Raw genomic sequence first — 23,978 nt, forward strand, 5'->3', positions numbered from 1 at the left:
TTACCGCTGAATGGGTCTCACTCTACGGCGTTAACCGCGCCGCGAAAAGCGCAATATTTCGAGAGCTATGTTCGAATTTATTGAATAAGCACAGCCACCTGCGCGCGAAGCCTGGGAGAGAATGTGCTATCATGCCCGATAGTTATTTTTCCGCCAGACTCTGTCAGCCGGGCTGCGAACGCATGCCGGGCTTGCCGCGACAACAGGTAATTCGTCACTATGTCATCATCTGCTTCTTCGCCTTTTGCCCCGCTTTGGGCGCGGCTTGATCACCTTACGCTGCGCGATCGCCAGCGTTTGCAGCGTCGCTTGCAGGGCGCCACGAAAGTGAAAAATCCAGACGCGCAGCGAGGCATTGTTGCTGAGCTTGAATCCGAGTTTAGCGCCGCCGAGCAGCGCATCGCGCTGCGCACGGCCGCAACGCCGCGCATCACGTTTCCCGATAACCTGCCGGTCAGCCAAAAACAGCAGAGCATCGCCGATGCCATTCGCGATAACCAAGTGGTGATCGTGGCGGGCGAAACGGGTTCGGGAAAAACCACGCAGCTGCCCAAAATTTGTCTGGCGCTGGGACGCGGTGTAAAAGGGCTGATCGGTCATACGCAACCGCGCCGTTTGGCGGCACGCACCGTCGCCAACCGCATTGCTGATGAGTTGGAGACCTCACTTGGCGGCACGGTCGGCTACAAGGTGCGCTTCAACGATCAGGTCAGCGATACCACGCAGGTGAAGTTGATGACAGACGGCATTCTGCTGGCGGAAATTCAGCAGGATCGCCAGCTACTGCAATATGACACGTTGATCATTGATGAGGCGCACGAACGCAGCCTCAATATTGACTTCCTGCTGGGCTATTTGCGCGAGCTGCTGCCACGCCGGCCGGATTTAAAAGTGATCATCACCTCGGCGACCATCGATCCGCAGCGTTTTTCCCGCCACTTTAATCATGCGCCGGTGATCGAGGTGTCTGGACGTACCTATCCCGTGGAAGTGCGCTATCGCCCCGTGGTAGAGAACGCGGAAGATACGGACCGCGACCAGCTGCAGGCGATTTTTGACGCGGTGGATGAGCTCGGCCGCGAGAGCCGCGGCGATATACTGATTTTTATGAGCGGTGAGCGAGAAATTCGCGATACCGCCGATGCACTTAACCGCCGCGATCTGCCGCACACGGAAATTCTGCCGCTGTATGCCCGTTTGTCGAACGCCGAGCAGAATCGCGTGTTTCAGTCGCACAGCGGTCGCCGAATTGTGCTGGCAACCAACGTGGCCGAAACCTCGCTCACCGTGCCGGGCATTAAGTATGTGATCGATCCCGGCACGGCGCGTATCAGCCGCTATAGCTATCGCACCAAGGTGCAGCGCTTGCCGATCGAGCCGATTTCTCAGGCGTCTGCGAATCAGCGTAAAGGCCGCTGCGGCCGCGTGTCGGAAGGCATCTGTATTCGCCTCTACTCTGAAGAGGATTTCCTGAGCCGGCCGGCGTTTACCGATCCGGAGATTTTGCGTACCAACCTCGCGTCGGTGATCTTGCAGATGACGGCACTGGGATTGGGCGACATCGGCGCATTTCCCTTTGTTGAGGCGCCCGACAAGCGCAACATTCAGGATGGCGTACGCCTGCTGGAGGAGCTAGGCGCGATTACGCTCAGCGACAGCGGTAAATATGCGCTGACGCCTTCGGGACGCCAGCTGGCACAGCTACCGGTGGATCCGCGCCTTGCCCGAATGGTGCTGGAAGCACAGCGATTTGGCTGCGTGCGTGAGGCAATGATCATTACCGCCGCGCTCTCCATTCAGGATCCGCGTGAGCGTCCGGTTGAAAAGCAGCAAGCCTCGGATGAGAAGCACCGGCGCTTTGCCGACAAAGACTCGGATTTCCTTGCCTTTGTGAACCTTTGGCACTACCTGCAGGAGCAGCAAAAAGCGCTATCGGGCAACCAGTTCCGCCGCCAGTGTAAAACCGACTATCTCAACTATTTGCGCGTGCGCGAGTGGCAGGATATTTATACCCAGCTGCGTCAGGTCGTCCGCGAACTGGGCATGCCGGTCAACAGCGAGCCGGCGCCTTATCGCGAAGTGCACTGTGCGCTGCTCACCGGCCTGCTGTCGCACATTGGTCAGAAAGATGCTGAAAAGCAGGAGTACACCGGCGCCCGCAACACGCGCTTCGCCATTTTCCCAGGGTCGGGGCTGTTTAAAAAACCGCCCAAGTGGACCATGGTGGCGGAGCTGGTCGAAACCAGTCGCCTGTGGGGTCGCGTGGCCGCGCGCATCGAACCAGAGTGGATTGAGCCGCTGGCGCAGCACCTGATAAAACGCAGCTACAGCGAACCGCACTGGGAAAAAGCGCAGGGCGCGGTGATGGCCAGTGAGAAGGTGACGCTTTACGGCTTACCGATTGTTCAGGCGCGCAAGGTTAACTACGGCAAAATCGATCCCACACTGAGCCGCGAACTGTTTATCCGGCATGCGCTGGTGGAAGGCGACTGGCAGACGCGTCACGCTTTCTTCCGCAATAACCTTAAGTTACGCAGCGAAGTCGAAGACTTAGAGCACAAATCCCGTCGTCGCGACATCCTGGTGGACGATGAAACGCTGTTCGCCTTCTACGATCGGCGTATTGGCAGTGAGGTGGTGTCGGCCCCGCATTTCGATAGCTGGTGGAAGCAGGCCAGTAAGGCCAATCCCGACCTGCTGAGCTTTGATAAGCAAATGCTGATCAAACACGGCGCGCAGCAGGTCAGCCAGCTGGATTACCCTAACTTTTGGCATCAGGGAAATCTCAAGCTCAAGCTGAGCTATCAGTTTGAGCCCGGCACGGATGCCGACGGCGTCACGGTACATATTCCGCTGCCGTTGCTTAATCAGGTGGAGGAACAGGGCTTTGAGTGGCAAATCCCCGGCGTGCGGCGTGAGCTGGTGATTGCACTCATCAAATCGCTGCCAAAACCCCTTCGCCGCAATCTGGTGCCGGCCCCCAATTACGCCGAGGCGTTTCTTGGCCGCGTGGAGGCCATGGCGCTGCCGCTGCTTGATGCGCTGGAGCGTGAATTTCGTCGCATGACCGGCGTCACCATTGACCGCGACGCCTGGCAGTGGGATCAGGTGCCCGATCACCTAAAAATCACGTTCCGCATTGTGGATGAACACAACCGGAAGCTGGAAGAAGGCAAAGATCTTCATCTGCTCAAGCAGCGTCTAAAAGGCAAAGTGCAAGAAACCTTGTCGCAAGTGGCAGACGATGGGCTTGAGCAGAGCGGCCTGCATATCTGGAGCTTCGGCGCACTGCCGCAAAGCTACGAACAGAAACGCGGCAGCTATCGGGTAAAAGCCTGGCCTGCGCTGGTGGATGAAAAAGACAGCGTGGCGATCCGCCTGTTTGACAGTGAGCAGGAGCAGCAAAAAATGATGTGGCGCGGCCAGCGTCGCCTGCTGCTGCTGAACATTCCGTCACCGATTAAATATCTGCATGAAAAGCTGCCAAACAAAGCCAAGCTCGGCTTGTACTTTAACCCTTACGGAAAAGTGCTGGAGCTGATCGATGACTGCATCGCCTGCGGCATTGATAAATTGATGGCGGAAGCGGGCGGTCCAGCTTGGGAGCAAGAAGGGTTTGAGCAGCTGCGCGACAAGGTACGCGCCGAGTTGAATGATACCGTTGTGACCATTGCTAAGCAGGTTGAGCAGATCCTGACCAGCGTGTTTAACATCAATAAGTTTTTGAAAGGGCGCGTCGACATGAGCCTGGCGCTGGCGCTGGCGGATATCAAAGCGCAACTGTCCGGGCTGGTATACCGGGGATTTGTCACCGGCAATGGCTATCAGCGGCTGGGCGATACGCTGCGTTATCTGCAGGGTATTGAGCGCCGCCTGGAGAAGCTGCCGGTGGACCCGCACAGCGATCGCGCCCGTATGTTAAAAGTGCAGGCGGTTGAACAGGCGTGGCAGACGTGGCGCAACAAATTGCCGCCGCAGCGACGCGACGATGCTGACGTGCAGGCGATTCGCTGGATGTTAGAAGAGTTACGCATCAGCTACTTTGCACAGCAGCTGGGCACGCCGTATCCCATTTCCGACAAGCGTATTTTGCAGGCGATGGAGCAACTTAACTAGGGCAACGGTGGGAAGGCGGCTTCCCACCCGATTATTTCGCCAACTCTTCCAGTCGGTCTTTAAAAGACGTCACGGCAATCGCGCGGTTATCAGCGCGATAGCGATCGGCGGGCGCAGGGGCCGAACTCTGTACGGCAATTAATTGCCAACCGGTGTCGGTTTTCAGCAGCAGCGGTGAACCACTGTCGCCGGGCAGCGTGTCGCACTGGTGTGACAGCACGGCACGTTGTGCCCAGCCGGTTACCACGCAGTCACTGTGCGAATAGAGCGTATCCAGATGGTCTGCGGGATAACCCGCCTGCGTCACCTGACGATTGGTGGTTTTGAGGGCAGCAGTCAGATCGCTGCGCGAGCCGTCAAACAGTGGAATCGGCACGATGCCGGAAGGGGGATTATGCAGAATAATCAGCCCATAATCGTAGGGCGCGGCACCGGGCGGCACAATCCAGCCCTCGCCATCCGCCTGCAGCTTGCGCGCCAGCGATGGTTCAACGCGTGCATCGATATCATGAATTTCATAACGCCAGCCTTTGTCCGCCGCCATAAAGCGGAGCGCCACCGGCTTATCAAATTTTCCTGGCGGTGCCAGCAGGCAGTGACCGGCGGTGAGTGCCAAATGGGCGGAAATCAGCGTGGCGGTACAGAGATTCCCGCTTTCGGTTTCCAGTTGACCAATGGCATCCCAAGGGGCCGCGCTAACATCCGTGATGGCAACGCGATGATCTTTCCCAAAAAACAGCGTCTTAATGTCTTGCGGGCTAAGCCCGTCTTCGTCATCGGCATGAGCTGTGAGGGTAACGCTAAAAATACCAACGAAAAACAGAATAGCCAGGCGCATAGTTCTCTCAATGGCGAGAATAAGTAGAGGGTATTGTCATCACGCAAGAGCGATAACTATAGTCGGTGAGCGGTAAAAAAGGGAGAAATAATGGAGTAATCAGCGCGCTACAACGACTACAGGAAAAAGCTTGCAGCAATGACACCACACAGGATCATCACAACCAGGATGATTTCGAAGCGATAGCGATGCACCATTTTTCGCTACTCCAGTAAATAAACACCCGGCATAACCGGGTGTTTTAATTATGAATGCCTGGTGGGCGCAGAAGGGCGACCTTATTTAGCGGCTTTTTTCACTTTGTGGTGCTTTTTAGCAGCCTGCGCTTTCTGAGCGGCAGGTTTGGTCACTTTTTTGTGGTGCTTTTTAGCAGCCTGCGCTTTCTGTGCAGCAGGTTTGGTGGCTTTTTTGTGGTGCTTTTTAGCAGCCTGCGCTTTCTGAGCAGCAGGTTTGGTTACTTTCTTGTGGTGTTTTTTAGCAGCCTGCGCTTTCTGAGCAGCAGGTTTGGTGGCTTTCTTGTGATGCTTTTTAGCTGCCTGCGCTTTCTGCGCGGCTGCTTTTTTCTCTACTTTCTTGTGCTTCTTAGCCGCCTGCGCTTTCTGTGCAGCTTTCTTATGGTGAACCATTTTGTGTTTAGCAGGTGCAGCTGTTTTGGCTGTAGCAGGCGCAGCAGCGGTTGGTGCGGCAGCAGCAGGAGCAGCAGTTGTTGTCTCAGCTGCGAAAGCAACAGAAGACAGACCCATAGCAGCGGCGATTACCAGTGCAAATAATTTTTTCATTGCAAAACCCTCGAACTATTTTTTCATGAGTAGCCCACTGCGGGGCCGGTGAAAGAACTATATGGCAAACAGTTGGCGCTTTCCGTGAGGGATTGGTATCGGCGTGTAACGGATTGTACAAAGGGCGAAAAGTGGGGAAAAGGCGGCCTGAGATGGCCGCCGCGCAGTTTACTCGGAGAGATAACGCTGTTCAAGATGCTGGCGGAAGTAGGCGGGATTTAACGTCTCGCCCGTGGCATTAATCAGCAGCTGCGCCGTTGAGAAGCGGCTGCCGTGCTGCCAGATATTCTGTTTGAGCCAGTCAAACAGCGGCTGTAAATCGCCATGCTGAATGAGGTCGTCGACCTGTGGAATCGCTTGCTTCACCGCATGGAACAGCTGTGCGGCGTACATCGCGCCGAGCGTATAGGTAGGGAAGTAGCCGAATGCGCCATCGGTCCAGTGAATATCCTGCATGCAGCCGTCACGGTAGTTACCGCGCGTATCTAATCCTAAACTTTGCTGCATCTTCTCATCCCACAGCGCCGGAATATCGTCGACGTCGATCTCACCTTCAATCAGCGCACGCTCAATCTCATAGCGCAGGATCACGTGTGCGGGATAACTCAGTTCGTCGGCATCAACGCGGATAAAGCCCGGCTGCACGCGCTGGGTGAGATGGATAAAGTTCTGCACGTCTAGCGCCGGCTGCTCGCCCATCAATGCCACCACCTGCGGATGGATGCGCTGCAAAAAGGCCGTGCTGCGGCCAAGCTGCATCTCCATGAACAAGCTTTGCGATTCATGTATCGCCGTGGAGCGCGCCTGAGCCACCGGCAGACCGCGCCACTGCTGCGGCAGGTTCTGTTCGTAACGCGCATGCCCGGTTTCGTGGATAACGCCCATCATCGCGCTAAGAAAATCGTTTTCGCTGTAGCGCGTCGTGATGCGCACATCTTCCGGCACGCCGCCGCAGAAAGGGTGTGCGCTGACATCTAAACGCCCGTGGTTGAAATCAAACCCCAGCGTTTCCATCAGGCGCAGTCCGAGCTGCTTTTGCCCTTCCGTGGCAAAAGGCCCTACCGGCGGCAGGATTGTGCGGCTCTGCTGTTTGGTGACGGCCTGTCGCAGCAGATCGGGCAGCCAGCTTTTCAAATCGCCAAAGGTGCGGTCCAGCTGCGCGCTGGTCATGCCTGGCTCATAAAGATCCAACAGCGCATCGTAGCGGGAGACGCCCAGCGCGTCGGCGCGCAGCTGGGCTTCCTCTCGGCTGAGTTTGACCACTTCTTTGAGGTTGGCTGCAAACCCTTGCCAATCATTGGCCGGACGCTGCTGGCGCCAGGCGTGTTCGCAGCGTGAGCCTGCCAGTGATTTAGCCTCAACCAGTGAGGCTGGCAGCAGACTGGCTTGCTGCCAGGCGCGCTGCATCTCATACAAATTGGCCTGCTCGACGTCATTCAGCGAATCCTGTTGGGCCGCGTCAAACAGGGCGCCCAGTCGTGGATCGGTCAGCACTTCATGCATGAATACGCTGAGTTCGGCCAGCGCTTCGCCGCGTCCCTGGCTGCCGCCCGGCGGCATGGTGGTTTGCATGTCAACACCGACAATCGCCCCTAAATGACCAAAGCGCGAGAGGCGTTGAAAGGTGCGGCACAATTCCTGATAAGCGGATGTCACGTAAAAAGCTCCTTATGACGGAAGACGAGGCGTCATGTCACGCAAGGGGAGATCAACCGGCCAGCAAAAACGAATACTGGCGCCGCCAAGCGGACTGCTCTCAATGCTGACGCTGCCCTGCAGCGCCAGCGCGATAGAATGCACAATGGCTAAACCGAGCCCGCAACCGCCGGTCGCGCGATCGCGGCTTGGGTCAAGGCGCACAAACGGCTCAAACACGCGCTCGCGCTCAGCGGGGGGAATACCGGGGCCGTCATCCTCAACTTGCAAAAAGCCGGTGCCGCTGTCGAACCACAGACTGATGCGCAAACGCTGTTGCGCATAGCGCAGTGCGTTATTGACCAGGTTATCCAGCACCCGCTCCATCAAGCGCGTATCGGCAGAGCCGACATTCTCACGCTGCGGAATATCCAGCGCGATGTGCGTCTGCGGGTTCATCGCCTGCACGTCTTCAATGTGTAAGCGCAGCCACTGAGCGAGATCAAACGTTTGCAGGTTGAGGTCGACGCGCGGACGGTCAAGGCGCGCATAGGTGAGCAGCTCCTCGATCAGGCTCTCCAGCTGTCCAATGTCACGGTTTAACGCAGCAGATTCCGTCGCGGTGAGATTTTCACTCATTTCAAGGCGGTAGCGCAGGCGTACCAGCGGCGTACGCAATTCGTGAGCAATGCCGTCAATCAGCTGTTTTTTGCTGGCCACCAGCGTATTGATATTCTCTGCCATTTGGTTAAACGCTACGCCCAGGCTGTAAAGGCTGGAGGTATTCTCGAAATGGGTGCGCACATCAAGCTCACCGCGTCCAAAACGCTGGGCGGCTTTTTCCAGCCGCTGCATCTCTTGCCAATGCGGGCGCAGCCAGATAAATACCGGCAGCGCGAGGGAGATAGCGATAAACGCCATCAGCGCAATGTCCAGCAGGCGCATCTGGTGCAGATAAAACAGATAGGGAATGGGACCAACCGAAAGGACATAGTGGCTGCGCGGAATGTGCTGGAGAAAGGTGTACTGGTCATCAAGCGCCACAATTTCACCGGCGCGCAGCCGTTTCATATCCGCATCACCCAGCTGGTATTTGCTCATGGGCTCGATGTTGAGCGCAAACGACAGGTCAAGATCGAGGCTGCGGATGGTTTTACTCCAGTCGCGCGGCGGAATTTCGCGCAGTTCGCTGCGCATCAAAAACAGCGAGCTGGCCATGAGATCGTTCATGGACTGACGACCCGCGCGTTCAGCGGTGAATTTATAGACCAGACCGACCAGCAGCGTCATCACCAGAAAGCAGACAAACAGCAGCAGATAGAATTGGATAAACAGCTTTCTCATGCGGAAGGGGTATCCCAAGCCTGTGGCGCAAACAGATAGCCTTTGTTGCGAATGGTTTTGATGCGGAACGGTTCCGTCGCGCTGTCGTAAAGTTTCTTACGCAGACGCGAAATGGCCACATCAATGCTGCGGTCCATGCCGTCGTAGCTCACGCCGCGCAGTGTCTTCAACAGCGCGTCGCGATTGAGGATTTGTCCGGCATGGCTGGCCAACTCCCAAAGTAGATCGAAGTCCGCCGTGGAGAGCAGAATATTTTCGTCAAACAGCGTCACCTGACGATTAAGGGAGTCAATGGTCAGCGAGCCAAAGCGCAACACGCGCTGCGAGCTTTGCTGCGCCGGCGTGATCTCGGGTTGAACACCTTGCGCCTGGCGCAGATGCAGACGCAAGCGCGCCAGCAGCACGGCAGGTGGCGTAGTTTTGAGAATGTAGTCGTTGGCGCCCATCTCCAGCGACAGAATGTGGTTCATATCACTGTCGAGCGAGGTAAGTAACACGATGGGGCCTTGCCAGTGCGCACGGAGATCGCGGCACAGCGTCATGCCATCTTTACCCGGCAACATGATATCCAGCAGTACCAGGTCAGGATCGTTGTTAAGAATGGTGGCTTCTGCGCGATCGCCGCGCGTTTCTACAATCACTTCGATATCGTGGCGGCCAAGATAGGCGGCGATCAGTTCGCCAACCTCTGGCTCATCTTCCACATAGACAATTTTGCTCATAGTTTGTCGCTGCGTGTGGGGAAGGGAGCAGCATAGCTTTTCCCGGTCCTAAGCTCTATGCTATCGCACGAAATATCCGTGCCTGACTGGTATGTCCCATAATAAATGTGCCATTATTAGCGGCGCGCTATCGCGCAAGGTTCGGAACCGTAACGAAAAACAGGAGGAGTGCGAGGGTGTCTGATAAAGAGCTGGCTTCAGCCGGATACAGTGATCGCATCTGCTTCAATTACAGTGATTTTCTCTCTGCCTCATGCAAAAAACGCTGGAGCTTCGTTGACGCCATCTATGGGGTCATGCCCATTTTCGGCATGGTGACGCGTAAGTCAACGCACAACTTACCCGCCAGCGACGATCACTTAAAAGATTTAGCGTTGCAAATCATTTCAACGCAGGTCAGCGATGAAATCAACATTGCGCGTTTGATTACGCTGGCGGAGCAGCAGCATATCAGCCGCTTCGATATTCAGCTGCCTTATCCTCTTTCTCCCGAACAGCTTGACGCTATTCATCAGGAATACCGTAAGCCGCTGAATTTAACACAGCAGGAAGACCTGCTGTGCGTGTCCATTCCGGTCAAACCCCATTAATCACTGTGTCAGCTGCCACAGCGCGGGCAGCGACGCGGCAATCAGCAGCACAATCGCTATGCGTTCCAGCGGGTTTAGCGCGCGGTCAGCACGATTGCCGCGCCGCGCATAAAGGAACAGCAGCAGGCCCGGCGCGTACAAGACCACCGACAGCAGCAGATGCAGCGGCCCAGAGGCATACAGCAGCCAGATGCCATAAACGCTGGCCCCCACGCCAGTAAACAGTGCCACGGGTTGCTGCTGCTCACGCGCCACTTTGACCAGATACAATCCCACCAGTAAATAGGGCACCAGGATCATCTCGGATGCGATGGTCAGCAGGGTGTTGTAATCCGCGCCGGTCACGGCGATGAGAATCAGGCAGATCTGGACGCTGCCGTTGGTCAGCCACAGCGATGCCGCAGGAGAATTATGCCGATTTTGCCGTGCGATGCTGCGCGGAAACGCGCCCTGCTGTGCAGCCAGAAACGGCACTTCTGCGGCCATGATCGTCCAGCTCAGGTAAGCGCCGCACACCGAAACGATCAGGCCGCCGGCGATCACCGCGTCACCCCAATTTCCCAACAGCAAGGTCATCAGGCCGGCCATCGAGGGATTGCGCATCTGCGCCAGCTCGGCGCGCGGCACCACGCCCAACGAGAGCAGCGTGACCAGTAAATACACCAGCAGCGCGGCCAGCACCGCCAGCAGCGTGGCACGACCCACGTCGCGTTTATTGCGCGCGCGGGCAGAGACCACCACGGCACCCTCTACGCCAATAAACACCCAGAGGGTGATCAGCATGGTTTCTTTAATCTGCTGCCACAGCGGACGGCCGAGTTGCAGGCCGTTGAAATCGAAATGGAAGCGATCGTAGTTAAAGGCAAGTGCCGCCAGCACCACAAACAGCAGCAGCGGCACCAGTTTGCCCAAGGTGGCGAGAATATTGATACTTGCCGCCGTTTGTACACCGCGCAGCACCAGCCAGTGCACCAGCCACAGCAGCACCGAGGCACCCACCATCGCCTGCCAGGTGTTGCCATCGCCGAATACGACGTGACCGGGTTTATCGGTGAAAAAACTCAGGGCGGAGAACACGATCACCAGATAAGAGACGTTGGCGATCACCGCGCACAGCCAGTAGCCCCAGGCGGAGCAAAAGCCCATTAGCTCGCCAAAACCCGCGCGGGCGTAAGTGAAAATGCCGCCGTCCAGGTCTGGTTTTAAGCGTGACAGCAGCAGCATCGCCAGCGAGAGAAAAAGGATGCCAACGCCAGTGATCAGCCAGCCAATCAGCAGCGCGGCCGGACCGGCGACCGCGGCCATATTTTGCGGCAGACTGAACACGCCCGCGCCCAGCATAGAGCTGAGAACCAGCGCAGTCAGCGCGCCGAGGCCTAATTTTTTATCCAAAAAAACCTTCCCGAACAGCGAATTGTGCTGGAATTAACCATACCGTTAGCGTGTCGCGTGGTGAATTCAACAAACGGAAACGGAATGCCCTATAAACAGGCGGCAGATTTTACGGAGTGACAACAGGGATAGCAATGCAAGAATATGCAAAATTGCGCAGCGATTATGCAGGCGGAAAAGCAGGGTGGCTAAGGCCACCCTGAAGTGACGTTACTTGAACAGATCGGCGGTCACGGTAAGGTTGCCACCGCTTTGGTTCTGCCACTGGCGCGTAATATGGTAGAACTTAGCGCCTTTGTCTGCGGCGCGTTTGGCCGTGGCTTCAGACACTTCGGTCGGGGTGCCAAAGTGATCCGAGAAGGTGATGGTATCAAACGGCTGCATCTGCGCGGCGGTGACGGCGTTCACTTCCTGCACGCTGCGACCATCGGCCATGGTAACGGTATAGCGCTGTCCGGTTGAGCTTTGCGTTTCAAAGAAACGGCCCACGCTGCGGCTTGGGGAGTCTGAGGACGCCACGCCTGGAATGGCCACTTTTTTCGCTTCAGCGCCGCCCGCCGCCAGCGCCGCTTTACCGGCTTCGGAATCTGCTGGCAGGGTGTCAGAAACGTCCTGCACCTTACGCTGTGGCGCATCGGCTTTGTATACATACGCCGTGATGTATTGGTTGCCGCCATTATTGGCATCCACCTGACGCACAATAAAGAACGCCGCCGCGCCTTTGCCTTGCGCTTGCTTCGCAATGGCGTCATTGACGTCTGGCTGGCTGGCGAAGTGGCCGCTGACGGTAACGGTATCAAACGGCTCTAAACGGTAAGCCTCTGATTTAGGCAGCTCTTTGACGCCACGGAACAAGCGATACTGGGTTTCATCGCTGGCTTTTGGCGCATTGGCTTTATAGAGATCGGCAGTAACGCGCCAGTTGCCGCCGTTGCCGTTGGTGTCGTTGATGCCCTGGACATAAAACGCATCGGCGCCTTTGGCGTCTGCGGCTTTAGAGATGGCATCGGTGGCATCACCGATAGCGTTAAAACGGCCGCTGATATTAATACGTTCGAATGGTTTCAACGCAGCCGCTTGTTCTGGCGTCAGCTCCCGTGCAGCAAAGGCATTGGCCGCCAGCAGGGATAAGAGGGTTGACGCCAGAATGGTGTTCTTCAGCTTCATAAAAATGATCCTTCGCCTTGCGCAAAATGAGTACGAAAACGTGCTGGACTCTTGATGTAAAACAGATTAGCGGCTGATTATTGCATGTAATAATCCAGCTGTCTCAGCCTATTTATGTGCCTTGCGTTGACTTTCAACGTGCTGAATGTGTATGCGGGGGCGAGAGGGATTTGCCGGCTGGCTCAAGCCCCGCGACGCGAGCGTCAAGCGCAATAAACGTTAACATATTGTTAAAGCATGGTTTTGCTGCGCATTGAGGTCAGCATCGTTTTGGGCGCGGCAGACGGGATCGCGTGGCATAGCCGCCTGTGTTAAGCAAACGGTGAATACCGGCTGTAGAGAGTTGGGCTTAGCGTTTAAAGGGAGCGAAGCGGAAGGCGTGAGCGCACGGGCATGAAGGGAGAAGGGCGACCATCGCGTCGCCCCTGGCGCCTTAGTCGTCGTCATCCTCTTCGTCGTCAAGCACGATGGGCGACTTGAAATCATCGGGCTTGATGGCGAGCAGATCGCAACGCAGGTGATCAATCACCTGCTCGGCGGTATTGCCTAAAAATGCGGCAGAGAGCCCGGTGCGCCCAATGGTTCCTAGCACAACGATACCCGCGTCTAATTGGGCCGCGATGTCAGGGATCACTTCCTCGGGCAAGCCTTTTGCCACGTGCGTGAACTCTTCGCCAATGGAAAACTTCTGCCGCAGCGCTTTCATTGCCACCAGGTGTTGGCCGCGAATAGCATCGTTATAGACGCTGGGGTCGAAATCAGGCAGCTCAATGGCGATGTTGATGGGCGTCACCGGGTAGGCGCCCACTAAATGCACCTCGGTATGGTTAACCATCTCCGCCAGCTGCGTGGTTTCGCGGATAAGCTTCTGGTTCAGTTCATCATGGTGCGGCTCTTCGCTGGCCAGGTTAACGGCCACCACGGCTCTCCCGCCTTCCGGCCACGGCTGGTCTTTCACCATCCATACCGGGCAAGGGCACTTGCGCAGCAAATGCCAATCGGTCGGGGTGAAAATCACGGCTTCCAGGCGATCGTGCTGATGCGCCATTTTTAGCACCAGGTCGTGCTGATGGGTCATCACTTCCTGAATAATTGCCTCGTAGGGGCGATTATGCCAAACCACTTTAATCTCGATCTCGACGCCGGCCTCCAGATAGGCGTGCGCTTGTTCGCGGATCCATTCGGTGCGCTGACTGATGACGCCCTTGCGCATATTGGCGCGCTCATCGGGGGAAAGCAGCGTGGTCATCTCATAGGAGAAGTCATAGATGGGCAGGAACGCTTTGATTTTTCCGCCGATACGCTGATTTAAATACACGGCGCGGCGTAGCGCGGGCTGATCGTCCTGCTGGGCATCAATAGCCACAAGGATATTTTGGTACCTGGACATAGGGCACTCTCCTCAAACCGAAGGCGGTGAGAGTAAAGATAGCCTAAGTTATCGCAGCGCAGAAGGGGGAAAACTATTGCCGGATCAACAAACTCATTCTTGACGATCCGGCAGAGGATTACGCGGCTTGTTCGCTTTGCCCGGCCAGCTCAGCCAGCAGCGCGTGGTTTTCAATGGTAATGTATTTTCCTTTAACCGCGAGCATGCCGCTTTTCTGGAACCGGCCCAGCAGGCGGCTGATGGTTTCAACGGTCAGGCCGAGATAATTACCGATATCACCGCGGGTCATGGTGAGGCGAAATTCGCGTTGGGAAAAACCGCGCTGACCAAAACGCCGCGAAAGATTCCAAATAAAGGCGGCCAGCCGCTCTTCGGCATTTTTCTTCGACAGCAGTAGAATCATATCCTGATCGCCTTTGATTTCACCGCTCATCAGCCGCATCATCTGCTGGCGCAGCGCGGGCATTTTCCCGGAGAGATCGTCCAGCGTCTCAAAAGGGATCTCGCAAACCATGGCCGTTTCCAGCGCTTGGGCAAAGCTGGGGTGATGTGCGCTCATAATCGCGTCAAATCCCACCAAATCGCCCGCGAGATGAAATCCGGTGATCTGCTCGTCGCCCTGTTCGGTGATGGTGTAGCTTTTGAGCGTACCCGCACGGATGGCGTACAGCGATTTCAATTCGTCGCCCGCCTTGAACAGCGTTTGTCCTTTCTGAATCGGCTTTTTACGTTCAATAATGTTATCTAATTGATCTAACTCGTGCTCGTTCAGAGTGAAGGGGATGCAGAGCTGGCTGATACTGCAATCTTGGCAGTGGATAGCACAACCACCCGATTGGATGCGGCGAATGCTGCGTTTTTCCGGGATCATAGAGGTTCCCTCATGAAAGATTAACTGCCGCTAATTTTATCATTTTTTGTCCTTTAAGGTAGTGTTACGCGGCAGAAATCCCACAAAAACCCCACAAATGGCAGGTATTAAAACGTTCATCGCCGTTAATCAATGCGGTTTTATTGATCGACAACAATTTCATGCTGCTTTTTTCATACAGCAAGGCTGGTTGAATACCAGCATGTGATCGCGCCTATCCTTTGCTACTATTTTGCTTTTAAGCGTGAAGCCGCCCTCGCTTCACGCCCCTGGCGTGAGAGAACACCATGAACCTTGATGATGACGATCTTTTCCGGGAGGCCATGGGCGACGTGACGCCACTCAAAGATTGCGCCAATACCCAATGGTTACGCTCACCCTCTACCAAGCCACCGCGTGCACAGCCACATGCCGACCTGCCCGAGAATTTTCTCACCCGTGGCTTTCTTGAGGTGATTCCCCTAACAACGCCGCTGGAATTTAAAGCGGAGGGCATTCAGCAGGGCGTGCTGGATAAACTGCGTTTAGGGAAGTATCCGCTAGACGCCAGTTTGAATCTGCTGCGTCAGCCAGTAGAGACCTGCCGTCAATCGCTGTTTAACTTTATGCTCGAAGCGCGTAAGCAGGGATTACGCAATGTGCTGATTATCCACGGAAAGGGCCGTACTGATGATGCACACGCTAACATCGTACGCAGCTATTTGGCGCGCTGGCTGCAACAATTTGACGAGGTGCAAACCTTTTGCAGTGCGCAACCGCAGCACGGGGGTGCGGGGGCGCTCTATGTCGGCTTACGGAAAACGGAGCAGGCGCGCAGCGATAACCGTGAGCGCCATGCGAAACGCAGCCGCTAAGTGTGAAATTTACGGATAGTGGCGATCAGCACTTCTGCACTCAGGCTCAACGCATGACCGCTGCGGGTAATGATACCCACTGGCTCGCCCGGGCCCGGGGAATGAATGGGCAGGGCGATCACGGCGTTATGGCTCAAATCTTCCTTAATTGCACCTGAAGGCACAAACCATACATAGTCATAACGCAGCGCCAGCTGGCGTGCCAGCGAGGTGGATGAGGTTTCCACGCAGTTGGCGGGCAGCGCGCAGCCTTGTTCATCCAGCATATGCTGCGCCAGTCGGCGCGGCGCGGTGCCCTCGGGCGAAATCACCACAGGCCACTGCATGGCGCGTGACAATGTCACATTGTCACACAGGAGCGGGTGCTCAGGCCGCACCACCAACTTCAACGATTCCAAAAACAGCAGCTCGTAGGTGAGGCCCGCCATCATCTCGCTGCCCGCCATGCGCCCAATACCGATGTCAAACTCACCGGCGCGCAACCCCGCCAGCAGCACATTGTTGTGCAAGGTGGCGACCTGCACCGTGGTATTGGGCTGCTCCTCATGAAAGCGATCGAGAATTTGTGGCAGCATGCCCATCGCGGCCGTGGTTAACGCGCCAAGTCGAATCACTACCGGCCTGCCGGTGGCAGGTGCCTGAAAGCTCTGTCCAGCGTGATTGAGCGCATCCAGGACCTTCACTGCGTGCACCAAAAATTGCTCGCCCAACGTCGTGAGCTGGGCGCCGAGTCGGCCACGTTCAAACAGCCGTGCGCCTGCCAGCTCCTCAAGTTCATTAAGGGTTTTGGAGAGCGCGGGCTGACTGAGGTTCAGGGTGTCGGCGGCACGGCCTAATGTGCCTTGCTGCGCAACCGCAACAAAAGTATGTAAGTGGCGCAGGCGAATGCGCTGATTGAAAAGGGCGTTTTTATCCATGCGTCCATCGTCGTGAAAATGACCGCGCTGCGGCAATCAACCAAAAAGGCGTCTGTTAACTTATCTGCAAAATAATATTAACAAAATTAGGCGGTCTTGTCCCAAAAGCTAACGTGTTGAATAACCAAATGTTATAGAATTGAGCCGAGTCTTGAGTCAATAAGCCTTTTTAATATCATATGCTTAGCATGGATAAATTTGAATAATTCTCACTTAGCCTTAAAAAGGCTGCCGGTTAATGTTAACGATGCGCTATCATAAGCGCCGTTTTTTTTACCAAAATTGATGACCACGATGAACCTCCAGGAGTTAATCTGTGACCCGCGTTGAAGCCGTAGACGTTCGCCAGCTCATCAACAGGAGTGCACTTACCGGCTGGCAAAAGCGGCTGATTGCACTGTGCTTTATTGTGGTTGCGCTGGACGGCATGGACATCGCCCTGATGGGGTTTATCGCGCCTGCATTGAAAGCGAGTTGGGGCGTCAGCAATCACGAGCTGGGCGTGGTGATAAGCGCAGCCTTGATCGGTTTGGCACTGGGCGCGATGGTGGCGGGGCCGTTGGCGGACCGTTATGGTCGACGCGTTATGATTCTACTGAGCGTGGCCTTTTTTGGCGTCTGGACCTTGGCGACCGCCTCGGCGCAGAACATTGAGCAGATGATGCTGTTTCGCTTTCTCACCGGCCTTGGGCTGGGTGCGGCGATGCCTAACGTTGGCACGCTGGTGGCGGAATATGCGCCTGAACGGCGGCGTTCCTTTCTGATCACCGTGGTTTTTTGCGGCTTTACTTTTGGTGCGGCGTCAGGCGGGTTCGCCGCCTCGTGGTTGCTGCCCCGCTATGGCTGGCACGCCGTGATGTTGATGGGCGGCGTGCTGCCGCTGCTGGTACTGCCTTTGTTGCTGCGAGGCTTGCCTGAATCGGTGCGCTTCCTCATCAGCCGCCGCGCACCGGCTGCCCGCATCCATACCCTGCTCGAACGCATGCATCCCGGGCTGATTCAGCCTGACAGTCACTACACCTCAACCGAGCCACCAGGCACGCGCAGCGGGGCGGTCGCGACCGTGATGTCTCGCCGTTACCTGTTTGGCAGCGTGATGCTGTGGGGCAGCTACTTTATGGGGCTGTTTTTAGTCTATTTGATTGGCAGCTGGATGCCTTCGTTGATCAGCACCCTGGGCATGTCCGTCACGCAAGCCGCCATTGTTACCGCCATGTATCAGGCTGGCGGCACGTTAGGGTCGCTGTTTGCTGGCTGGTTGATGGATCGCATCAATGCCAATATTGCCTTGGGCATCATCTATTTTTGTGGCGGTATTGCCATTGTCGCGCTGGGCTATTCGCCGGCGGAAGTGGGCTTAATGAGCGGCATCGCTTTCCTCAGTGGTTTCTGCTTCAACGGCGCTAACACCGGGATGAATGCCTTGTCCGCCAGTTTTTACCCAACGCACGCGCGAGCGACAGGATCGAGCTGGATGCACGGTGTCGGGCGGGTCGGCGCCATCCTCAGCGCCTTCGTCGGGGCGGAATTGCTGTCGCTCGGCTGGGCATTCAGTGAAATTTTTCTGCTCTTGGCGCTGCCTGCGGCGCTGACTACGCTGATGCTGCTGCTTAAGTGGCGCTTCGCTGCGCCGCCGTCCGCTGCTGATTGACAGGCCGATCACAGTTCCACGAAATTCTCACCCGCGGCTAACCGGTTGATCTACAGTAGCAGCAACCGCTAGCCCGAGGTGATAACCATGGATAACTTTCTCACCAGCGATGCCATCCGCACGCTGTTCTCGCAGGCAATGTCTGCCATGTACCAGCAAGAAGTGCCACAGTACGGTACGCTGACGCAGTTGGTCAATGACGTCAATGAACGCACCCTTGAAAGCGATTTGGCGCTGCAAGAGCGCCTCGCCGCCGCGAATGAGCTAACGCGTCTTCACGTTGAGCGGCACGGTGCCATCCGCGTCGGCACGTCGGAAGAGCTGCGCACGCTGCGGGAAATGTTCGCCGTAATGGGCATGGTGCCCGTGGGATACTACGACCTTTCTCAAGCCGGCGTGCCCGTGCACTCCACCGCATTTCGCCCCGTCACTGACCGAGATTTAAGCCGTAATCCGTTTCGCGTGTTTACTTCGCTCCTGCGCCTGGAGTTGATTGAAGATGCGGCGCTGCGCGAGAAAGCCCGTGCAATTCTTGCCGCGCGAGATATCTTCACTTCGGATTGTCGCGCGCTGATGGCTAAACATCAGCAGCAGGGCGGTTTGAACGCCACCGATGCCGCGCGGTTTGTCGAGGAGGCGCTGGAAACGTTCCGATGGCACGCACACACTACCGTGGACAGCGGCACCTATCACGCCCTTAACCAACAGCATCGGCTCATCGCGGATGTCGTCTGCTTCCGCGGCTGTCATATTAATCACCTGACGCCGCGCACGCTGGACATTGACCGCGTACAGGCGCTGATGCCAACCCGAGGCATTGAGCCCAAAATGCTGATTGAGGGACCGCCGCAGCGCCGCGTGCCGATTTTATTACGCCAAACCAGCTTTAAGGCACTGGAAGAAGCCGTGCATTTCAACGACGGTAAACCCGGCACGCACACCGCGCGCTTTGGCGAAATTGAGCAGCGCGGCGCGGCCCTGACGCCAAAAGGGCGTGCGCTGTACGATCGTCTGCTCGCCGAGGCAGGTACCGGGCAGGATAATCAGCAACATCAGCAGCACCTGAGCGAGATCTTCCGCGACTTTCCCGATGATGAGCAGCAGTTGCGTGAGCAGGGGTTGGCCTGGTTTCGCTATCGCCTGACCGAAAAAGGCCTCGCTCACCCGCCGCGGCCCGGCGAATCCGTTGAACAGTTGCTGGCCGAAGTCCGTCTGCTGGCCGAACCCATCACCTATGAAGATTTTTTGCCGGTGAGCGCCGCGGGCATTTTCCAGTCAAATTTAGGCAATACAGGCCAACCCTGCAGCGCAGGCAATGCACGGCGTGCCGATTTTGAAGCCGCGCTGGGCGCGCCGGTGCTGGACGAAATGGCACTTTACGCAGCGATCCAGCAGCGCAGCCTGGCGCGCTGCGGCGTGCAGTAAGCAGAGTGTTAAGCCGGTGTGACGGGAGGCCGGCGCACGCGGATAGCCTGATAAACGGCGTGACGCTTGCGCCAGCGCCTATAGGACTTAATATCATATGTCACAGATGACGCTACACCTCTTGAATGCGCAAGGCACGTTAGCCGCACATGCCGAATGGCTCACCGATTGCCTGACCCAAACTTACCAACAGGCGCAAAACGTGATGCCGCTGCCTTGCCTGGATGTCGTGGTGAAAGCGGGCGGCTATACGCTTCCCGAGAAAGGGCATGCCGGGTACTGTCCGGAATCCGGCGTGGTGTACATCACCGTCGATCCGGCCAATCCCGCCTTCGCTCAGAATCAGTCCCACTCGCTTGAGCGCATGTTTGCGCATGAACTGCACCATGCTGCCAGGTGGACCGGACCAGGCTACGGCGTGACGCTGGGTGAAGCCGTTGTGTCTGAAGGGCTGGCCGGACATTTCTCGCTGGAGCTGTTTGCCGGCGAGCCGGGGCCGTGGGAAAGCCTTGCGCCTGAAATTGTCTCTCCCCATCTGCAGCCGCTCGCCGAGCGCTGGCAGCAAACCGATTACGATCATCCGGCGTGGTTCTTTGGCACATCTCATCTACCGCGCTGGCTGGGGTACAGTGCGGGGTTTAACGCGGTGGCTAACTATCTTGCCGCCAAGCCAGAATTAAAGGCTTCCATGCTCGCGCACTTGGAAGACAAGGTAGTAAGGGATTTCATTTAACGATGACGTACTCTGGCGGGTAAGGGCATTTGGGATGGGGGGTTAATGACAGGCAAAAAGATAATCCAGAAATGCGCGCACGGCAGGATTAGAACGGCGGCTTTCATGCCACACGACCCAAATATTATGCCGTTCTACGGTAAAAGCGGTCAGCAGAGGCACTAATCTGTTATCCCTACCCATGATTCCGTCATAAAGCTTGCCGCCATGCCTATTCCTGCACCGGAAGCAATGGCCGCGATAACGGCGTCACTGGCATCAACAGTGAACGTCGATGAAGGCACAATTTCAATTTCCTGCTCTCCAATGCGGAATGGCCAGCGAAAAGTTTGCCCTGTATTTTGGTAACGCAAATTGACGGTTTTATGCGCCATTAAATCCTGCGGATGGTCGGGGGCGGGATACCTCGCCAAATATTCTGGCGACGCATAACAGCCCATTTTATAAGCAGAAAGGCGTCGGGAAAGAAGGGTCGAGTCTGCCAGGTCGCCCAGGCGGATTGCGATATCAACATTCTCGTCAACGATGCTGATGACGCGATCGTTCAACCGTAAATCAATCGCGACTTTTGGGTACATTTCGCAGAACTGCGGAATAACAGGGGCGATAAGATGAATACCTATCGGCAATGATGCCGCAATACGCAACGTTCCGGCAGGCTCGGCACGTGCGCGCTTTGCCAACTGCGCAATCTCATCCGCATCACGCAACAATGTTAGTGTGCGCTCGTGTAAGGCACGCCCTTCCGCTGTCAAAACCAACGAGCGCGTGGTGCGCGTAAATAACGTCACACCAAGGGCCTGTTCCAGTCGCTGTATGCTCTTACTTACCGCTGAAGGGGAAAGGGAGAGAGAGCGGGCGGCGGCAGTGTAGCTGCCGAGCGAGCCCGCGCGTGCAAATGCAATAAGGCCGGTGAGCCTTTCAAAACCGATTTGTTCCTTCATGGCACAATTAAAGCGAAACTCAGCCTCATTATCAATCTCGGCAAGAAGTTGTAGGGTTCGTTACGTGGAATCTTTTAGCGTGAAATGAGGGTGACAAACGTGATGAAAGCCGTACAACTCCATACTTTTGGTGGACCAGAAAATCTTGTGTATGAGGACGCACCACGGCCGGTGGTGGGAAGGAATGAGGTAGCGGTTAAGGTACATGCTGTCGGGCTTAATCCCCCTGATCTCTATTTACGTGATGGCTATCGGGCGCTACCGCCCGAATGGTGGCCTCGCCCTACCTTCCCGCTTATCTTAGGAACAGACGTATCAGGCGTCGTTGCCGCGGTTGGCGCCAATGTTTCTGCATTCCGCCCCGGCGATGAGGTCTATTCAATGGCGCGTTTCCCCGAAGCGATAATGCGTGGCAGCGGTGCCTATGCAGACTATGTGAGCATTCCTGCATCACAGGTGGCATTCAAACCTAAAGGCATTACACATATTCAGGCGGCAGCCGCGCCGATGTCGCTTCTCACGACCTGGCAGTTTCTTGTCGAGTCAGTTAGCGATGCCCCCAACCCCTTTCAGGCATTTCAGCACGCGCCGGTTTCACTGCAAGGTCAGACCGTATTAATTAATGGCGCGAGCGGAGGCGTGGGACACCTTGCCGTGCAAATAGCCAAATGGAAGGGGGCGCATGTAATTGCGGTGGCATCATCTCGCCATGAAAAATTTCTGCGTCACTTGGGCGCGGATGCGTTCATTGATTACACCCGTACCGCCGCTGAACGCGCCGTAAAAAATATCGATCTGGTTGTGGATGCCGCAGGTGGCCCCAATATGGCGCGCTTTCTGGATTGTCTGAAACAGGGTGGGGCATTATTCCTGGTTAATCCGTTAGGCTTTGACGGCCAACGCGAGGCCGCTAAAAAGAACATTACCGTATCCTCAACACAGGTGCGCTCAAGCGGTGCGCAACTTATTGAGGCCGGTGATCTTCTGGAAAAAGGGGTTATTCGCGTGGTTGTTGACAGTACTTTTCCGCTAGCCGAGGCGTCAGAGGCGCATAAGCGTGCTGAAGCGGGGAGTATTCAGGGCAAAATCGTACTCACGAACTTTTGACGCGAGCGCCAGCGGTACGCCATTCAGGCGCGTCGCGGAGATGGACGAAGAATAAGGTAAAAAATGCTGATTATCCTGGGTTATATGCAAATTCCTCCTCCTCTGTTAACGCTATTTATGGATGAAATACATGCGCTGGCCAAAAGCGTCCGGCAGCGCGCAGGAAACCTGTCGTATGACGCCGCCGTACAGGAGCCTCTGACAGGAAAAATTGTGATAGCAGAACGTTGGGAAGATCAGGTCGCGTTGAGTACTCATCTGGACGCGCCCGACACATTGGCATTTATTGCGCGATGGCAACCCTTAATGGAGGGTGCTGTGCTGAAATATGACGTTTTGAATGAGAGGGCGCTAATGGCAGTGTAATGTTAACGATCATAGACTTCCGTTGATAAAAAAACGTTCAGTCAGCGGAGTCAGAGTGAATACAGGAGGCGGGAGGGCTTTCGTTTTTAAGGCTACTTAAAAACGCGTCATTCCCATTCCGGCCTGAGGGATTGATGCGTATTAATAAGCCCGGCGCTTTATCAAACAACGCGTTAAGTGCATAAAAAAACCGCCTTGCGGCGGCTTGTCTGCTTTACCATTTCTTATTGGGCTGGGCGTATCGCGCGTTGCGGCAGTCATCGGTGTCATTCGCTTTGGTGTCTTTGCTGCACTCCGCCACTTTCGCGTCGCGCTCTTTTTCATGCGCTTTATACCATTCAACGCTTTTTGCACCCGCATCGCAACCGGTAAGCAGTAAGGTCCCCAGCAGGCCCAGTGAAATCAGTCCCGTTTTCATGAATTCTTCCTTTTAGTGAATAAAATGCAACGGAAATTATAGTCCGTCCGCGCACACACTTGCACGATGAAGCAGCGCAAGAGTTTTCTGAATTCATAAGCGTGAGCGGTTAAACGGCTTAACCGCGCGGGGTAAAAGAGAATGCGATTTTTACCCAAAGGGTCAGATCACCTAGTGCGCTTAGCGTGCGCTGAGCAAGGCGGCACCCAGAAGCCTTTTATCAGTAAAAACGGCACTGATTTACTCAGCGAATTTCAGCAGGGCTTCACCGTCAAGACGATAGCGCACCCATTCCGATTGCGGTAATGCGCCGATACTCCGGTAAAAATCAATCGCCGGCTGGTTCCAGTCGAGCACGCTCCATTCCAGGCGACCACACTGTCGTTCAACGGCACACTGCGCGATATGCTTCAACAGTGCCTTGCCCGCGCCATTGCCACGATAATCCGGCGTGATGTACAAATCCTCCATGTAAATACCGTTACGTCCAAGCCAGGTGGAATAGCTGGTAAAGAACACGGCATAGCCAATAGGCTTCCCTTCACTTTCACAGATCAACGCTTCGGTTTTGCTGCCAGGGTTAAACAGCGTTTCCCGGATCTCATCGGGCGTGGTGACCACGGCTTCTGGCGCCTTTTCATAGACAGCCAGCTCGTAGATCATCGCGTAAATGGCCGTGGCGTCTTCCGGACGCGCGGGGCGGAGGGTGATATCCATCA

General features: G+C 56.0%; 20 protein-coding genes and 1 pseudogene. 8 read left to right on the forward strand and 13 right to left on the reverse strand.

The features are described 5' to 3' along the window. Nucleotides 1–219 precede the first annotated feature (219 nt). Complete coding sequence (gene hrpA / locus LU196_RS16180) at nt 220–4,116, forward strand: ATP-dependent RNA helicase HrpA (RefSeq protein WP_232759995.1); 3,897 nt, start codon at nt 220–222, stop codon at nt 4,114–4,116. 31 nt (nt 4,117–4,147) lie between these two features. Here hrpA and LU196_RS16185 read toward each other — a convergent pair whose 3' ends face one another. From LU196_RS16185 to rstA, 5 genes are all read right to left on the reverse strand, one after another. Next, complete coding sequence (locus tag LU196_RS16185; protein ID WP_232759996.1) at nt 4,148–4,954, reverse strand: serine protease; 807 nt, start codon at nt 4,952–4,954, stop codon at nt 4,148–4,150. A gap of 278 nt (nt 4,955–5,232) precedes the next feature. Then, nucleotides 5,233–5,733, reverse strand: a complete 501-nt coding sequence (gene asr / locus LU196_RS16190; protein ID WP_232759997.1) for an acid resistance repetitive basic protein Asr — start codon at nt 5,731–5,733, stop codon at nt 5,233–5,235. A gap of 168 nt (nt 5,734–5,901) precedes the next feature. After that, nucleotides 5,902–7,389, reverse strand: a complete 1,488-nt coding sequence (locus tag LU196_RS16195) for a carboxypeptidase M32 (protein WP_232759998.1) — start codon at nt 7,387–7,389, stop codon at nt 5,902–5,904. A gap of 12 nt (nt 7,390–7,401) precedes the next feature. After that, nucleotides 7,402–8,712: a two-component system sensor histidine kinase RstB gene (gene rstB, locus LU196_RS16200; protein WP_232759999.1), complete on the reverse strand. Its 1,311-nt coding sequence runs from the start codon at nt 8,710–8,712 to the stop codon at nt 7,402–7,404. Continuing rightward, entirely contained in the window at nt 8,709–9,434 is a 726-nt protein-coding gene (gene rstA / locus LU196_RS16205; RefSeq protein ID WP_232760000.1) for a two-component system response regulator RstA, read from the reverse strand. Before rstA ends, rstB begins: the two co-directional genes overlap by 4 nt. Before the next feature lie 176 nt (nt 9,435–9,610). On the opposite strand from rstA, the gene LU196_RS16210 reads away from it, so the two are divergent. Next, the gene (locus LU196_RS16210) at nt 9,611–10,024 is read left to right on the forward strand and encodes a hypothetical protein (RefSeq protein WP_232760001.1); all 414 of its coding nucleotides are present in this window, start codon (nt 9,611–9,613) and stop codon (nt 10,022–10,024) included. On the opposite strand, the gene LU196_RS16215 is transcribed toward LU196_RS16210, so the two are convergent. The 4 genes from LU196_RS16215 to LU196_RS16230 form a co-directional block, all read right to left on the reverse strand. Beyond that, entirely contained in the window at nt 10,025–11,416 is a 1,392-nt protein-coding gene (locus tag LU196_RS16215; RefSeq protein ID WP_232760002.1) for a basic amino acid/polyamine antiporter, read from the reverse strand. A 210-nt stretch (nt 11,417–11,626) separates the two neighbouring features. Next, nucleotides 11,627–12,583, reverse strand: coding sequence for a DUF1471 family protein YdgH (ydgH, locus tag LU196_RS16220; protein WP_232760003.1), 957 nt, complete (start codon nt 12,581–12,583; stop codon nt 11,627–11,629). 433 nt (nt 12,584–13,016) lie between these two features. Next, nucleotides 13,017–13,973, reverse strand: coding sequence for a universal stress protein UspE (gene uspE / locus LU196_RS16225; RefSeq protein WP_232760004.1), 957 nt, complete (start codon nt 13,971–13,973; stop codon nt 13,017–13,019). Nucleotides 13,974–14,091: 118 nt separating this feature from the next. Beyond that, nucleotides 14,092–14,844: an FNR family transcription factor gene (locus LU196_RS16230; protein WP_232760005.1), complete on the reverse strand. Its 753-nt coding sequence runs from the start codon at nt 14,842–14,844 to the stop codon at nt 14,092–14,094. Between the two features lie 287 nt (nt 14,845–15,131). On the opposite strand from LU196_RS16230, the gene smrA reads away from it, so the two are divergent. Next, entirely contained in the window at nt 15,132–15,698 is a 567-nt protein-coding gene (smrA, locus tag LU196_RS16235) for a DNA endonuclease SmrA (RefSeq protein WP_232760006.1), read from the forward strand. On the opposite strand, the gene LU196_RS16240 is transcribed toward smrA, so the two are convergent. Continuing rightward, nucleotides 15,695–16,615, reverse strand: coding sequence for a LysR substrate-binding domain-containing protein (locus LU196_RS16240; RefSeq protein ID WP_232760007.1), 921 nt, complete (start codon nt 16,613–16,615; stop codon nt 15,695–15,697). The two genes, smrA and LU196_RS16240, sit on opposite strands and share 4 nt — an antisense overlap. Before the next feature lie 316 nt (nt 16,616–16,931). On the opposite strand from LU196_RS16240, the gene LU196_RS16245 reads away from it, so the two are divergent. The 3 genes from LU196_RS16245 (at nt 16,932) to LU196_RS16255 (ending at nt 20,424) form a co-directional block, all read left to right on the forward strand. Further along, the gene (locus tag LU196_RS16245) at nt 16,932–18,266 is read left to right on the forward strand and encodes an aromatic acid/H+ symport family MFS transporter (RefSeq protein WP_232760008.1); all 1,335 of its coding nucleotides are present in this window, start codon (nt 16,932–16,934) and stop codon (nt 18,264–18,266) included. A gap of 87 nt (nt 18,267–18,353) precedes the next feature. Further along, nucleotides 18,354–19,691: a VOC family protein gene (locus LU196_RS16250; protein WP_232760009.1), complete on the forward strand. Its 1,338-nt coding sequence runs from the start codon at nt 18,354–18,356 to the stop codon at nt 19,689–19,691. A 97-nt stretch (nt 19,692–19,788) separates the two neighbouring features. Further along, nucleotides 19,789–20,424, forward strand: a complete 636-nt coding sequence (locus LU196_RS16255) for a DUF2268 domain-containing putative Zn-dependent protease (protein WP_232760010.1) — start codon at nt 19,789–19,791, stop codon at nt 20,422–20,424. 42 nt (nt 20,425–20,466) lie between these two features. On the opposite strand, the pseudogene LU196_RS16260 reads toward LU196_RS16255, so the two are convergent. After that, a pseudogene (locus tag LU196_RS16260) lies at nt 20,467–21,368 on the reverse strand (LysR substrate-binding domain-containing protein). Between the two features lie 90 nt (nt 21,369–21,458). Here LU196_RS16260 and LU196_RS16265 point away from each other — a divergent pair. Beyond that, nucleotides 21,459–22,475, forward strand: coding sequence for an NADP-dependent oxidoreductase (locus tag LU196_RS16265; protein WP_232760011.1), 1,017 nt, complete (start codon nt 21,459–21,461; stop codon nt 22,473–22,475). Between the two features lie 63 nt (nt 22,476–22,538). Further along, the gene (locus LU196_RS16270; protein WP_232760012.1) at nt 22,539–22,841 is read left to right on the forward strand and encodes a putative quinol monooxygenase; all 303 of its coding nucleotides are present in this window, start codon (nt 22,539–22,541) and stop codon (nt 22,839–22,841) included. A 214-nt stretch (nt 22,842–23,055) separates the two neighbouring features. Here the strand turns inward: LU196_RS16270 and LU196_RS16275 are convergent, their stop codons facing one another. Both LU196_RS16275 and LU196_RS16280 read right to left on the reverse strand, forming a co-directional pair. Beyond that, entirely contained in the window at nt 23,056–23,259 is a 204-nt protein-coding gene (locus LU196_RS16275) for an EexN family lipoprotein (RefSeq protein WP_232760013.1), read from the reverse strand. 240 nt (nt 23,260–23,499) lie between these two features. Further along, nucleotides 23,500–23,976, reverse strand: a complete 477-nt coding sequence (locus LU196_RS16280) for a GNAT family N-acetyltransferase (RefSeq protein ID WP_232760014.1) — start codon at nt 23,974–23,976, stop codon at nt 23,500–23,502. Nucleotides 23,977–23,978: the final 2 nt, after the last annotated feature.

Source organism: Pantoea sp. Mb-10, from assembly GCF_021272205.1.
Taxonomy (GTDB): Bacteria; Pseudomonadota; Gammaproteobacteria; order Enterobacterales; family Enterobacteriaceae; genus Pantoea.